General features: G+C 68.9%; 12 protein-coding genes and 2 pseudogenes. 9 read left to right on the top strand and 5 right to left on the bottom strand.

The window, feature by feature from the left end; all coding sequences use genetic code 11:
- The 4 genes and pseudogenes from ACGFZK_RS36640 to ACGFZK_RS36625 form a co-directional block, all read left to right on the top strand.
- A pseudogene (locus tag ACGFZK_RS36640) lies at window positions 1–366 on the top strand (ATP-dependent helicase); the annotation flags it as partial.
- 38 nt (window positions 367–404) lie between these two features.
- Window positions 405–737 (top strand): SCO5918 family protein, encoded by a 333-nt coding sequence (locus ACGFZK_RS36635; RefSeq protein WP_393853160.1) that lies wholly within the window; start codon window positions 405–407, stop codon window positions 735–737.
- 449 nt (window positions 738–1,186) lie between these two features.
- Window positions 1,187–1,525: a MerR family transcriptional regulator gene (locus ACGFZK_RS36630; protein WP_393853159.1), complete on the top strand. Its 339-nt coding sequence runs from the start codon at window positions 1,187–1,189 to the stop codon at window positions 1,523–1,525.
- A gap of 149 nt (window positions 1,526–1,674) precedes the next feature.
- Window positions 1,675–2,046 carry a hypothetical protein gene (locus ACGFZK_RS36625; protein WP_393853158.1) on the top strand — a complete coding sequence of 124 codons (372 nt, stop codon included), beginning with the start codon at window positions 1,675–1,677 and terminating at the stop codon, window positions 2,044–2,046.
- On the opposite strand, the pseudogene ACGFZK_RS36620 reads toward ACGFZK_RS36625, so the two are convergent.
- A pseudogene (locus tag ACGFZK_RS36620) lies at window positions 2,001–2,265 on the bottom strand (hypothetical protein); the annotation flags it as partial. The gene ACGFZK_RS36625 and the pseudogene ACGFZK_RS36620 overlap by 46 nt on opposite strands.
- A gap of 316 nt (window positions 2,266–2,581) precedes the next feature.
- On the opposite strand from ACGFZK_RS36620, the gene ACGFZK_RS36615 reads away from it, so the two are divergent.
- A complete protein-coding gene (locus tag ACGFZK_RS36615; protein ID WP_393853157.1) occupies window positions 2,582–3,124 on the top strand; it encodes a GNAT family N-acetyltransferase in 543 nt (180 codons plus the stop codon).
- A 114-nt stretch (window positions 3,125–3,238) separates the two neighbouring features.
- A complete protein-coding gene (locus ACGFZK_RS36610) occupies window positions 3,239–4,297 on the top strand; it encodes a VWA domain-containing protein (RefSeq protein WP_393853156.1) in 1,059 nt (352 codons plus the stop codon).
- Window positions 4,298–4,339: 42 nt separating this feature from the next.
- Here ACGFZK_RS36610 and ACGFZK_RS36605 read toward each other — a convergent pair whose 3' ends face one another.
- Window positions 4,340–5,284 (bottom strand): 5'-nucleotidase, encoded by a 945-nt coding sequence (locus ACGFZK_RS36605; RefSeq protein WP_393853155.1) that lies wholly within the window; start codon window positions 5,282–5,284, stop codon window positions 4,340–4,342.
- Between the two features lie 291 nt (window positions 5,285–5,575).
- Between ACGFZK_RS36605 and ACGFZK_RS36600 the strand changes: the two genes are divergently transcribed.
- The 3 genes from ACGFZK_RS36600 (at window position 5,576) to ACGFZK_RS36590 (ending at window position 9,156) form a co-directional block, all read left to right on the top strand.
- A complete protein-coding gene (locus ACGFZK_RS36600; RefSeq protein ID WP_393853162.1) occupies window positions 5,576–6,721 on the top strand; it encodes a glycoside hydrolase family 64 protein in 1,146 nt (381 codons plus the stop codon).
- A 147-nt stretch (window positions 6,722–6,868) separates the two neighbouring features.
- Window positions 6,869–7,393 (top strand): hypothetical protein, encoded by a 525-nt coding sequence (locus ACGFZK_RS36595; protein ID WP_393853154.1) that lies wholly within the window; start codon window positions 6,869–6,871, stop codon window positions 7,391–7,393.
- 251 nt (window positions 7,394–7,644) lie between these two features.
- Window positions 7,645–9,156, top strand: a complete 1,512-nt coding sequence (locus ACGFZK_RS36590; protein ID WP_393853153.1) for a glutamate synthase subunit beta — start codon at window positions 7,645–7,647, stop codon at window positions 9,154–9,156.
- A gap of 74 nt (window positions 9,157–9,230) precedes the next feature.
- On the opposite strand, the gene ACGFZK_RS36585 is transcribed toward ACGFZK_RS36590, so the two are convergent.
- The 3 genes from ACGFZK_RS36585 to ACGFZK_RS36575 form a co-directional block, all read right to left on the bottom strand.
- A complete protein-coding gene (locus tag ACGFZK_RS36585; protein WP_393853152.1) occupies window positions 9,231–10,430 on the bottom strand; it encodes an alpha/beta hydrolase in 1,200 nt (399 codons plus the stop codon).
- A 234-nt stretch (window positions 10,431–10,664) separates the two neighbouring features.
- The gene (locus ACGFZK_RS36580; protein ID WP_393853151.1) at window positions 10,665–11,339 is read right to left on the bottom strand and encodes a response regulator; all 675 of its coding nucleotides are present in this window, start codon (window positions 11,337–11,339) and stop codon (window positions 10,665–10,667) included.
- Window positions 11,336–12,496, bottom strand: a complete 1,161-nt coding sequence (locus tag ACGFZK_RS36575) for a sensor histidine kinase (protein ID WP_393853150.1) — start codon at window positions 12,494–12,496, stop codon at window positions 11,336–11,338. The genes ACGFZK_RS36580 and ACGFZK_RS36575 overlap by 4 nt, the downstream gene beginning before the upstream one ends.
- Between the last annotated feature and the right edge of the window lie 554 nt (window positions 12,497–13,050).

Raw genomic sequence — 13,050 nt, 5'->3', positions numbered from 1 at the left:
CTCGTCGTCAACGTGGACCCGCCCACCGACCACAAGGACTACCTCCACCGCGGCGGCCGCACCGCCCGCGCCGGTGAGTCCGGCAGCGTCGTCACGCTGGTCACGCCCAACCAGCGCCGCGACATGACCCGTCTCATGCAGGCTGCCGGGATCGTGCCGCAGACCACCCAGGTCCGCTCGGGCGAAGAGGCCCTGAGCCGCATCACGGGCGCCCAGGCCCCCTCCGGGATCCCGGTCGTCATCACCGCCCCGGCGGCCGAGCGGCGCGAGCGCAGCGGCTCCGCGTCGCGTAACCGGCGCCGCCCGGCGGCGGGGGCGGCCCGCCGCCGGCCCGTACGGCAGTCCAGCGCCGACGCCGCGGCGTGAAGAACCCCTTCCTCTTCCTCTTGTCCTTGTGAGGCATCATGCGCTGCGTCATCGCCCGATTCCCCTTCGACCTGACCAAGAGCGGAGTGCTGGAGTCGATGAAGGGCGTCAAGCCCGAGCCCGTCGACGGTGAGTCCGTGATCATCGGACGCCGGCACTATCCGGTCAAGCAGGTCGGCCAGGTCATCACCCGCCAGGACCGCCGCGACTTCAGCGCCGGGGAGGTCGTACGGGCCATGACCCAGCTCGGCTTCACCTGCCGCAGCCTCCCGCAGGCTCCCGCCGCGCCCACGGCCGGCCTCACGCCTTTCCAGCGGGCCTCGGCGATGCTCGGCGCGCCCGAGCCCGCGCCCGTATCGGTTTCCGTCTGACCGCATACCGCTGACCACCAGCACAGACAGTGAGGGCCCGACCGGCACATGCCGGTCGGGCCCTCACTGCTGTGTCGCGTCACCCTGTCGTTCGAAAAAAAGCCTCACCCCATCGAACAAAGAAAATCTATGCCGGTCGTCATAGACATCTGGCTCTGACGTGCCTACGATTTCTCTCGTAGCCAAGATCGAAGGAAGGGAGGAAGCAGACGCCATCAGGATCGCCCGGGCAGGCGGCACACGGCCCGGGTACCGCACGACCCCCGAACGGCAGGTGGTCCCCGGTCAGGCATTCGCGATCCCCGCACTCCCGTCCGTCTCCAGGGCGCGACTGCGGAAACAGAAGGTCGGCGCAGCACTGAGGCCGACAGATGGTGTTGAATTCCCTTCAGGGCCTTGGTGCCGTACGGCACCAAGGCCCTTCGACGCGTTCCCAAGAAGAGGTGCAGATGACAGCGGATGACTCGCTCGGCGGCCGGCTGGACGACGATGACTACCCCGCCTACACGATGGGCCGGGCTGCCGAACTCCTCGGCACGACCCCCGGCTTCCTGCGCGCCATCGGCGAGGCCCGTCTGATCACACCCTTGCGCTCTGCGGGCGGACACCGCCGGTACTCCCGCTACCAGCTGCGGATCGCAGCCCGCGCCAGGGAACTCGTCGATCAGGGCACGCCGGTCGAAGCCGCCTGCCGCATCGTCATCCTCGAGGACCAGCTCGAAGAGGCCCAGCGGATCAACGCCGCATTCCGCCGCGCCGCGACCACCCCGCCCGACGTCTCCCGCTGAGGGCGCCGGCGCACTGCGCACAGACGGCAGGGATCCGGTCGATCGAGTGCGCGCGGGCAAGCGGGCCGCCGCCCCAGGACTCGGCCGAGCTCGGCCGGATCCCGCCTGCGCCGGGCGGATCGAACGCGTGCCGGGCCCATAATGCCGCAGTGAACAGCAACCACGTGGCCCTCGACTGCGGACTGCCGATCGAGGAGCGGATCAGTGAACTCGTCCGGTTGTGGACCCGGGACGGGCGCGGGACCGACCACCTCCTGACCGGCAAGGCGTTCTACGCGGTGTACTCCTGGCACCTCAAGTACTGGACGGACCACGACATCGCATGGGCGGAGTTCGTCGCGGCCTCCTTCGACGCCATCGGGGGCCGCGACAGCTGGGACGCGATGCTGCGGGAGCGGGCGGCGTGCGGCAGCTGCGGGGATCTGTACCGCCTGGAGAACATAGGCCTGTGCACCGGATGCATGGAGTACACCTGCTACGCCTGCGGAGCCCACGGGTCCTGCACCGGCGAGATCCTCTGACCCGAGACCGCAGCTGACACCGGGCAGCTTCCCCGGGGGCAGTGCGCGGACCAGAGGAAGATGGCTGCGGTGCGGAGTCCGGCCGGGTAGACGGTCGCGGTCTTCTCTCAACGGGTAGCAATGCCGCGCCACTGCTTCAGGCGGTCGATGCACCGCTCGACGGTGTTCCGCTGTTTGGGGGGTCTCGCGGTCGAACGCCGGTGGTCTCCCCCCGGCCGCCGGGCATGGGCCACCGGCAGCGGCTGGAGCTTCCCGGACGACGGCGGGCGCATCCCACCCGGGATGCGCGAAGCCTTCGAGAGGGCAACGGTCCGCCATCACGGATGATTCGGGTCGCGGTCCGGTCCGGATGTGGATGCTCGCGGGCTCCTCGCGCCCGGTGGCCAGGCCGCGCCACTGCTCGAGACTGCCGAAGCCGTTTGCGGTTCGCGGACGGTCGCCGGACTGCGGGACGACCGCCCGGATAATCCGATGAGCCGATGGTCGCGCCCGGATATCCTGCCTCGTCCCGTACCCGCCACGGAGGTCCCCCCGCATGAGCAGCACCACGCCGTCCTTTCCCGACCGGACCGAGCTGACGGGGGAGGGCCTGGTCCTGCGCCACTGGACGGAGGCGGACCTCGCCGCGATGCCCGGGCTGTTCGACCACCCCGACATCGCGTACTGGACGCCGATCGTCTCCCCCTTCGACGACGAGGCCGCCCGCACCCGCCTGGACCGGGCCCGGCAGCTGCGCACGGAGGGTACGGCGCTCCTGCTCGCCATCACGGTCGACGGCGGCGCCCCGCTCGGCGAGGTCATGCTCAAGCGCGCTCCCGAGGGTACGGAACTCGGCTATGCGATCGGCCCGGCGCACCGGGGCCAGGGGCTGGCCGCCCGAGCGGTGCGCGTGATGGCCGCGTACGCCTTCGAGCAGCTCGGCGTGGACCAGGTGATCCTGGAGCTGGAGGCCGAGAACGCCTCCAGTGTCGGTGTGGCCACCCGCGCCGGATTCCGGCTCCTCGACGTGCCGTTGATCAAGGGCGAGGAGAAGGGCCGGCCCTACGTGCTCCAGACCTGGGGCCTCGACCGCCCCTGACCGTGGTGCGCCCTCGCGGCGATGTGATGGCCCGTCAAGCTCCGTGCTCCGTTGTCAGTGGCTCCCCATAGTGTGAATACATCACTCGGGGAGCCTCGGAGAAGGAGCAGAAGCATGACCGCCAACAGGATCCAGCACAAGGTGAATCACGTCGCGCTGGTCGTGGACTGTTCAGGTTCCATGCATCAGCACCAGAGCCAACTCATCCGCGTCGTCGACGAGTTCGTCGCCGGCTTGAAGGCCGAGTCGGACAGTCTCGGTCATGAGACCCGGATCAGCCTCTACTCCTTCGACCACAAGGTGGAGAATCTGGTCTGGGACATGGACGTGAAGCATCTGCCGTCCATGCGCGGTCTGTACAGGGTCAACAATGGCGCTACCGCCCTCATCGAAGCCTCTCTGAAGTCACTGGACGACCTGGGCCACATCTGGGAGGCGTACGGCGAACACAGTTTCCTCCAGATCGTGGTGACGGACGGCGAGGAGAACGCCTCCGGCGGCGACCGGCGGCACGACGGGGACATGACCATCCTCGGCCCCTGGCTCGACAAGATCGCGGCGAAGATGGGTGCGCTTCCGGGCCACTGGACCTCTGCGATCCTCGTCCCCAACTCCCTGGCGAAGCGAACCGCCCAGAACTACGGGTTCCCGGCGGGAAACATCGCCATATGGGATGCGGATTCCCAGGAGGGCGTCGAGGAGGCCATCGGTACCGTGCGCGCTGCGGCCACCAGCTTCCTCCGAGGCCGCGAGAAGGGCGTGCGCGGCACGAAGAACCTGTTCGCGGTCGGCCAGGACATCTCGGTCGACGACGTGCGGGCGAACCTCGAACCGGTCCCGGCCGACAAGTACCGGCTCCTGAAGGTCGACGCGGAGGTGGAGATCCGATCCTTCGTCGATTCGCATCCCGGCGTGACGTACGAACGCGGTTCGTGCTACTACCAGCTGGGCACGCGGGTGCAGGTGCAGCCCTACAAGGAGGTCATCGTGGTCGAGAAGGACACGGACCGCGCGTACCAGGGCGACGCGGCGCGCAGTCTCCTGTTCGGCACGGGCGTCCAGGGGACCGTCTCCGTGAAGGCGGGGCACAACCCCAAGTTGGAGGTGTACGTGCAGAGTCGTTCGGTGAACCGAAAGCTCAAGGCGAAGACGCGGCTGCTCATCATGCTCTGAAACTCATGGGCGTCGAGCATGAGATGTCCTGGCAAGGCGGAGTCAGGCAGTCGCGGGAGGGGATGTGTTGACCACTCCGAAGGGTATGTGAACGCTGGGCGTGCCCTGTGCGGTGCCGTTCAGATGGGCCACTTGGTCGTCGAAGAAGATGTGCGGGTCGAGGGCCTTCATGACCGCGGCCTTGTCGATACCGCCGAGGAAGAAAGCGTCGTTGACCCGGAGCCCCCACGCCTTGAGACTCACCAGGGCGCGCTCATGTGAGGGGGCATCCCGCGCGGTGACCAGGGATACGCGAAGGCGGTGCCGGTACGCGGGATCCCGGTGGCGCTGCTCGTCCTCAAGGCGCTGGACGCGGTTGATGCCGCCGAGGAAGTCGCGTAGGGGCCCTGGATCGTGGGGAGCGGTGGCATTGCGGACTTCGTACGCACGGAACTCGTCGATACCGCCGCTCTGATAGATCCGCTCGGCGGTGTCGCTCGCCACCACTCCGTCGAAGTCGAAGGCCATGCGGAGTTCCGGGTCGGTCTCGTCGTCGATTCGTGCCGTTCTGAGTACGTGCCCCGCCGGCAGGCCGGCTGCCACTGCATCACGGACGTCCCGTCCGTTGGCCGACAGAAACAGCGACATGTTCAGTGCAGGCATGAACCGGTAGGAGGGAAGGCCCTGCCGGAAGACCGCCCGACTGATCGGCAGGTCGTGAGCCTTGATGGAACGCATGACGCGCAGGCCGGTGTCCGGGTCGTTGCGCGAGAGGATGATGACCTCGACCAGGGGATCGGAACGGTCCGAGAGATCGTTCAACGACAACAGGCGTCTGATGAAGGGGAAGGCCACCCCTTTGGTCAGAACATCGTCCAGATGAGCCTCCTGATGGGACCGGTAGGCATCCTCTCCTTGCTCGCGGTACACCGCGTCGCAGTCGGTCAGGTCGAACAGGGCGCTCGAGGCGATCCCTACGACCAGGCGATGGGACAGGTCGTACCGCATGACGCCCCCCGTTGACACAAGCGCACCCTAGGAAGGCTTATCACCCTGCGGTATGTGCCGAAACGCCCGCCGGCCCACCTTCTGGCCCTGCCCGCAGCCCGGTCTTCGTCGAAGTCCGGGCTGCGTCCGTTCCATTGACAGAAGTTGAACACAGCCCGAGGCTGAGAGCGCTCTCAGTCATCAATGAATGGCATGAGGGCGCCGCACCTCCCCCCACGGTCAGGTGCATCCCCCACAAGGAGGAAGAATGTGCTCCGCTTAGCGAAAGTCCTTGCGTCCGGGGTCACGGCGATGGTCGTCGCCGCCGGCCTGATGGTTTTCGGCCCGTCGACGTCCGCGGAGGCCGTACCCGCCACCATCCCGCTCACGATCAAGAACAGCTCCGGACGCAGTGAGCCGGTGTACGTCTACAACCTGGGCACCCTGCTGGCGACCGGCCAGCAGGGCTGGGCCGACGCCAACGGCTCGTTCCACCCCTGGCCAGTGGGCGGAAATCCCCCCACCCCCGCGCCCGACGCATCGATCACGGGCCCGGCCAGCGGGCAGACCAAGACGATCCGGATGCCCAAGTTCTCCGGACGCGTCTACTTCTCCATCGGCCAGAAGATCGTCTTCAAGCTCACGACCGGCGGCCTGGTGCAGCCTGCCGTGCAGAACCCCTCCGACCCCAACCGCAACATCCTGTTCAACTGGTCCGAGTACACGCTCAACGATGCCGGTCTGTGGATCAACAGCACCCAGGTCGACATGTTCTCGGCCCCGTACGCGGTGGGCGTGAAGGCGGCCGACGGCACGGTCAGAACCACGGGTCGGCTCAAGCCGGGCGGCTACAACGCCGTCTTCAGCCAGCTGCGTTCGGCCGGCTGGGGCGGATTGATCCAGAACCGGCCCGACGGTACGCCGCTGCGCGCGCTCTCGCCCGGCCACGGCATCGAGGCGGGTGGAATCCCGGCCGGCGTCATGAACGACTACGTCAACCGGGTCTGGAACAAGTACAGCTCCTCCACGCTCACCGTGACGCCGTTCGTGAACCAGCCGAACACCAAGTACTACGGCCGGGTCTCGGGCAACGTCATGACCTTCACCAACGGCTCAGGAGCGGCGGTCACCAGCTTCCAGAAGCCGGATTCCGACAGCATCTTCGGCTGCTACAAGCTCCTGGACGCACCCAACGACCTGGTCCGCGGCCCGATCTCCCGCACCCTGTGTGCGGGCTTCAACCGGTCGACGCTCCTGACCAACCCCAGCCAACCGGACGCGAACGGTATCGACTTCTACCGTGACGCCGTCACCAACCACTACTCCCGCATCGTCCACGGACAGATGGCCGACGGTAAGGCGTACGGCTTCGCCTTCGACGACGTGGGAGCCCACGAGTCGCTGGTGCACGACGGCAACCCGCAAGAGGCCTTCATGACGCTGGAACCGTTCAACTAGACCACGCCCCCCACCACGACCACCACGACCACCACGACGAGGACGAGGTCAGGGCGCCCACTCCCTCCGGGCGCCCGCCCGTTCCTGTCGGAGCCTGCGCCCATCTTGGGTCTCCCGGTGAACGGCAGAGACGGAGGGACAAACGGCATGACGGCATTTGCAGGACGGTGGAAGCTGCTCGCAGCGGTCTCGCACCACCCCGGCGTGGCGTACGAGTGCACGGACGGGTCCGGCACGGACGCAGTCATCGGCGGCGCCCGTATGGACTTTGAGCTCTTGCTGAGCAAGTGGCTGGCGGGTGAGACGCTCGACAGGGAACCGGCCTTCGAACGCGTGGCAGGGCTGACACTGGAGATCGGTGCCGATCTCACCTTCACCGAGGCCGGCGCCGCGGCGGTGGAGTGGTTCTGCGAGGAGGGGGTCCTCGAATCCAAGGCCGCACCGTTCGACGGCCGGATCGTCACCACCCCGGCCGGGAACCACCTCCTGCTCCACGCATCCCCGGCGGAGCCGTACTCCGAGGATGACGACGTCCTGCTGCGGCTGGACGACGGCGATACCAAGATCACCGACATCGTCGCGCTGCGAGGTGAGCGGTTGTACCGGACGGTGTCGGTGGGCACCGACGAGATGTACGTCTGCCGCCTGCCATACGAGTACGAGCGCGCCTGAGCGTGCGGGTGACCGAGCCGCAGCACGGCCGTTCCGGGTCCCGGACCCGGTCGGCCGGGGCCGGAGCCCGGGCGAACGGCCCGCTCACATAGGGGTCACCTTCCGTACTCCTCCGGTTACCGAACCGAGTTGCCCTGTGCGCTGCCGCAGAGGCGGCGTAATCTGGCCGAACCGCCACAGAACGCGCGTACCGGAGACAGGGTGCGCGCGACGCGTACCTACCCGGCCGCGACGATCCAGGGAGGCGGCGCGTGACCGATCCGTTCGGCTTCCTCAGGATCCCCCGCGAGGCCCTTCCGGCCCGTCCCGTCGAGGAGAGGCTCGGCGACTGGCACGAGGTCCACGAGGGCCAGGTGCTGCTGCCGCTCGTCTCCCGGCAGGCCGATCGCTGCATGGACTGCGGCATTCCGTTCTGCCATACCGGCTGCCCCCTGGGAAATCTCATACCCGAGTGGAACGCGTTCGCCGCCCACGGTGACTGGCGTGCGGCGTACGAGCGGCTCCACGCGACCAACAACTTCCCCGAGGTCACGGGCAGGCTCTGCCCGGCCCCCTGTGAGGACGCCTGTGTCCTCGCGATCAATGCGGACCCGGTCACCATCAAGAACGTCGAGCAGGTGATCGCGGACGAGGGTCTGCGGCTCGGCTACCTGACACCCAGGCCGCCGGAGAGACGCAGCGGACGGACGGTGGCCGTCATAGGCTCCGGTCCGGCCGGGCTGGCCGCAGCGCAGCAGCTGACCCGGGCCGGGCATCGCGTCACGGTCCACGAGCGGGCCGACCGGCTCGGCGGACTGCTGCGCTACGGCATCCCCGAGTTCAAAATGGAGAAGGTGCACCTGGCCCGCCGCATCGAGCAGATGCAGGCCGAGGGCACGGTGTTCGTCACGGGTGCGGACATCGGCGGCGCGACCGGCGCCGGAGCGGATGAGCTGCGGAGCGGGTGCGACGCACTTGTCGTCGCGATCGGGGCCGGAGAGCGCCGGGAACTGCCGGTCCCGGGCCGTTCGCTGCACGGCATCCACCAAGCCATGGACTACCTGACCTGCGCCAACCGGGTGCGGGAGGGCGACTACGCCGTATCGCCCGTCACCGCCGAAGGCAGACACGTGGTCATCGTGGGCGGCGGGGACACCGGATCCGACTGCCTCGGCACGGCCCTTCGGCAGGGCGCGATCTCCGTGCTCCAGCTCGACATCAATCCCGAGCCCGGTGCGGCCCGGACCGACGGCGAGCCCTGGCCGGTGTACCCGAGGACGTACCGGATCTCCCACGCCCACGAGGAGGCCCGTGGGCGTGAGGGCCGCGACCCCCGGCTGTTCGGTCGCGCCACCCTGCGCTTCGAGGGGGACGCCTCGGGCCGGGTGCGGGCGCTGCGCCTGACCTCCGTCGAACCGGTGGCCCGCAGCCCCGTGCCCGGTACCGAGCACGTCATACCGGTGGGCCTGGTCCTGCTGGCCCTCGGCTTCTCGGGCCCCGAGCGGGCCGGCGGCCTGGGGGACCAGCTGGGGCTGGAGCTCGACGAGCGGGGCAATTTCGCGCGCGACGCCGGCTTCGCGGCGGGCGGCGGCCGGGCGCCGGGAGTGTTCGTCGCGGGCGACGCGGGCCGGGGCCAGTCGCTGGTGGTGTGGGCCATCGCCGAGGGCCGGGCGGCGGCCGCCGCCGTGGACCGCTACCTGACCGGCTCCACGTGCCTGCCCGCTCCGATCGCCGCGCACGACCGGCCGATGACGGCCTTGGGGCGCATGCGCTACGGGGCCTGAGGGCGGCCCCCACCAGGCTCGTCCGAGACCCCCGCGAGCTCTGGCGAGTCCGGGGCCGGAGAGCGAGTTCCCGGTCATCGCCGGTCCGCGGTGAGGAAGTCGAGCAGGATCTGGCGGCTGGTCTGTGAGGTGAGACTGCCGTACGCATCGTCGAAGGCATGCTCTGCGAAGGGCAGTTGCCTGACCTCGGTGTCGACACCGTGCTTCTCGAGTGCGTCACCGAAGGAGGCGATGCTCTCAGGGCGGGCGCTGCGGTCGCGGTCCCCGACCACCAGCAGCGTGCGCTGCAGGCCCTCGCGCACGTCGTGCGCCGGGGAGACCTCGCGGTAGCGGTCCGGGTACTGCTGCGGCGTTCCCCCGATGAACATTTCCGCCGCCTCGCGGGTTCCGGCTGTGTTCTCCTGCCACATCTGCGTGACATCGGTGCCGGGATAGAAGCCGACGACGGCGGCCGGGGGTACGGGGGCGGCCCCGTCGGCGGCCGTGATGGTGCCGTTCTGCAGGCGGTAGGCGGTGTTCATCGCCAGGGTCCCGCCGGCCGACATGCCGCCCATGGCGATCCGGGACGGGTCGACGCGGTACTCGTCGGCGTGACCCTGCACCCAGCGCAGCGCTGCGACCAGGTCCTGCGGGGCCTTGTCCCAGGTGGCCCTCGCGGGACCGGCCAGGCGGTAGTCGACGGCGAAGACGGCGACACCGTGGTCGGCCAGCCAGCGCCCGGTGCCGCGCAGATCGCTCTTGTCGAAGGTGTGGAAGCCACCGGCGTGGGCGAGCACGACCGCGGGCGTCAGCTCGCCCGAGGTCTTCTCGGGGAGATACACGTCCGTCTGGAGCGGCTCGCCCTCGGGGCTCGCATACGTCTCGGTCCTGTCCGGCTCCGCCGCGGGATACGCCAGCTCGGTGAATGCCTGCCCGAGCGAGGCCTCCGCGCCGGCATGGCGCGCGGACCGGAACTGGACCGCACCGATGGTCAGGGCCGCCACGGTGCACACCGACGTGATGGCGGTGACGGTGCGGCCCCAACGGACCATTCCGGCACGCCAGGCCGCCACGGCCAGGGCAGTCGCCACGAGCGCGAGCAGGGCTATGTGGAAGGGGTACTGACCTCCCAGAACCGGCCCGATCACCCCCGCCTTGGGGAGGGCCGGAAAGTACGCACCGAGCACGATGGCGCCGGTGAGGAACGCCAGGGACGAGGCCAGGACAGCGGCGACGACTCGCAGGATCCGCAAGGGCCCGCCAGCCGATCCGGTGCGACTTCTGAGAGTGGTCATGGCGTGCGCTCCTGCGGTAGTGCGTGGACCGAACTCGGCCGACTGCGGGACGGGTTGGGAGCCGCGACAACCTCGGGAACTCCGAGAGCGAACTCACCTCACCAAGGTAAGAACCAGTCCCGTGGTCCGGCCTCCCGCTGCGGAGCCATTTCTCGAAGTAGCTCTCAGGTAGGGGGTCACGAGACACCGGCCGCCCTGGACCACCACCACACCAGCTTGAGCGCCGGCCGCACGTCACAGGTGTGTGCGGCCGGGGCTGACCAGGCCCGTCTCGTAGGCGAAGACGGCTGCCTGGGTACGATCGCGCAGCTCGAGCTTCTGCAGAATGCTGCCCATGTGTGTCTTGATCGTCTGTTCGGCGACGACGAGCTCCCGGGCGATCTCCGCATTCGACAGCCCCTGGGCGACGAGCGTCAGCACCTCGGTCTCGCGACGGGTGAGTCCCTCCACCCGCGCCTGGGCGGGTGGCTTCGCCGAGGGGCTCAGACGGGAGAACTCCGTGATGAGCCGTTTGGTGATCTCGGGAGACAGCAGAGCATCTCCCGCGGACACGACACGTACCGCTTCGGCCAGCTGGACTCCGGAGGCGTCCTTGAGGAGGAACCCGCTGGCACCGGCACGCAGAGCTGCGTAAACGTATTCGTCGAGGTTGAAGGTGGTGAGGACCAGGATCTTGGTGGGCAGACCGGTCTGCTCGGTGATCCGGCGGGTGGCGTCGATCCCGTTCAGTCCGGGCATCCGGATGTCCATGACGATCACGTCGGGGCGTAGCTCGCCGGCCTTGGAGACGGCCTCCAGCCCATCGGCGGCCGTCGTGATCACTTCGATGTCGGGATGGGCGTCGAGGAGCACCGAGAACGCGTCTCGGACCATCGCCTGGTCATCGGCGATCATCACTCGGATCGTCATGCGGGGCGTTCCTTGTCTGTCCGGGGCGTTGCGGCGGCGGGCACCGGCAGCAGGGCACTGACCTCGTAGCCGCCGTCGGGTGTGGGGCCCGCGCAGAGTTCTCCACCGAGCATCACGGCGCGTTCGTGCATGCCCAGGACGCCGTGACCGGCTCCGGGCGAGTTCGGGGCGGCTCGGTGCCCGGGGCCGTTGAGGATCCGCAGCTGAAGGGCCATGGGAGTGTAGGTGAGTTCGACACGGGCCGTGGCCCGGGGGGAGTGGCGCAGGGTGTTGCTGAGTGCCTCCTGCACGATCCGGTAGGCCGACAGTTCCACGCCTTCGGGCAGCCGGCGGCGATCCCCCGAAGTCACCGCCGTCACCTCGAGCCCGGCCGTACGCACCGTGGCGAGCAGGTGGTCGAGCCGTTCCAGAGTGGGCTGCGGCGCTCGGGGCGCATCGCCGGCCGGGTCGCTCTCGGAACGCAGCACGCCGAGAAGGTGGCGCAGCTCGGTCAGCCCCTCCAGGGCGCCTGCGCGGATGGCGGCCAGCGCCGTGACCAACTCCTGGGGCGGGTCGGCGACGCGGTACGGAGCGGCATCGGCCTGGATGGAGATGACGGACATGTGGTGGGCGACCACGTCGTGCAACTCGCGTGCTATCCGGGCGCGTTCCTCCAGGAGGGTGCGATGCGCCTGCTCCCGCGCGAGGGCCGATTCCTGCTCCGCGAACCGGGCGCGGACCTCCCTGGTCCTGCGTACGGCGGTTGCGGCGGCCATGACGAGAGCGAACAGCCCGAGCATGATCACGATGAACCGCCGGGGCATGTTCTCGCTGTCGAACAGTTGCAGCCCCAGCAGCAGCACGGTGCTCAGCAACACGGTCTCGACCATCACCCGCGGCCGGTTGTACAGCGCAATCAGGAACAGCAGCCCCGCGTGCACCGCCCAGGCCCATCCCTGGTACGGGCCGAAGGGCGGGTGGAGGGAGAGCGCCGGCAAGGTCACCAGTGAGACCCAGAACGCCGGCAGCGGCCATCGCAGCGCCACCACGAGCAGCGCCGCGTGCGCCATCCCGACGGGCCGCACCGCGCTGTCCTCGGTGCCCGAGCTCGCAGCAAAGACCGCCAGCGCCGTTACGGCAAGCTGAGGCAGCCATCGCAGCAGTCGTGGTCCGCGCATGGGCGGCACCGGCTGCGGGGCCCACGTGAACAGATCCTTCCGGATGGTGTTCAACGCCCGGCGCCCCGCCCCTTTCTGAGCACTGTACATACAGTCAGTATTGTCCAGTGGGCGAGTGGCCCGGCGGCGGGATCATCCGCGGAAGGCTGCGGGACAGCCCGCCGGGAGCAGGGCCGGGAGCCGCACCAGCAGGTCATCGGCGCGGCCGAGGCCATGCACCGGTTCTCCAACACGACCCGGCACCGGGTCCGAAACCGAACTCCGTGCACTCGACGCACTCACCCTCAACGGCGCTGTTCCGGACGCACGCTGCGCTCGCAGCCGCATTTCTTAGCATCAGAGGCCAACTATTCGCCCGCTCGCCTCCAGGACGACTACAAAGGTCGGGACCGAACCGGAACCGGCGACGGGGGTGATGCCCCCGTCGGCGATCACATTGATCCCGAAGGCGGTGGTGTGCGTGCGTGGATGCGGCAGACTCGTTGTGGTTGCGCTCAGATTACTTCCGAAGAGTCCGAGCCCCGACTCCTTCACCTGATGTCGGCGGCCAAGCC

The sequence above is a fragment of the Streptomyces sp. NPDC048257 genome (genome assembly GCF_043201855.1).
GTDB lineage: Bacteria > Actinomycetota > Actinomycetes > Streptomycetales > Streptomycetaceae > Streptomyces.
The sequence above is the reverse complement of the archived record's forward strand: the minus strand, read 5'-3'. Positions and strand labels throughout refer to the sequence as shown.

Excerpts from the sequence above, each read along its gene's own strand:
- ACGFZK_RS36595 (WP_393853154.1), top strand. The coding sequence starts at position 6,869 with ATGACGGCATTTGCAGGACGGTGGAAGCTGCTCGCAGCGGTCTCGCAC.
- ACGFZK_RS36615 (WP_393853157.1), top strand. The coding sequence starts at position 2,582 with ATGAGCAGCACCACGCCGTCCTTTCCCGACCGGACCGAGCTGACGGGG.
- ACGFZK_RS36610 (WP_393853156.1), top strand. The coding sequence starts at position 3,239 with ATGACCGCCAACAGGATCCAGCACAAGGTGAATCACGTCGCGCTGGTC.
- ACGFZK_RS36600 (WP_393853162.1), top strand. The coding sequence starts at position 5,576 with ATGGTCGTCGCCGCCGGCCTGATGGTTTTCGGCCCGTCGACGTCCGCG.
- ACGFZK_RS36585 (WP_393853152.1), bottom strand. The coding sequence starts at position 10,430 with ATGACCACTCTCAGAAGTCGCACCGGATCGGCTGGCGGGCCCTTGCGG.
- ACGFZK_RS36630 (WP_393853159.1), top strand. The coding sequence starts at position 1,187 with ATGACAGCGGATGACTCGCTCGGCGGCCGGCTGGACGACGATGACTAC.
- ACGFZK_RS36580 (WP_393853151.1), bottom strand. The coding sequence starts at position 11,339 with ATGACGATCCGAGTGATGATCGCCGATGACCAGGCGATGGTCCGAGAC.
- ACGFZK_RS36635 (WP_393853160.1), top strand. The coding sequence starts at position 405 with ATGCGCTGCGTCATCGCCCGATTCCCCTTCGACCTGACCAAGAGCGGA.
- ACGFZK_RS36605 (WP_393853155.1), bottom strand. The coding sequence starts at position 5,284 with ATGCGGTACGACCTGTCCCATCGCCTGGTCGTAGGGATCGCCTCGAGC.
- ACGFZK_RS36575 (WP_393853150.1), bottom strand. The coding sequence starts at position 12,496 with ATGCGCGGACCACGACTGCTGCGATGGCTGCCTCAGCTTGCCGTAACG.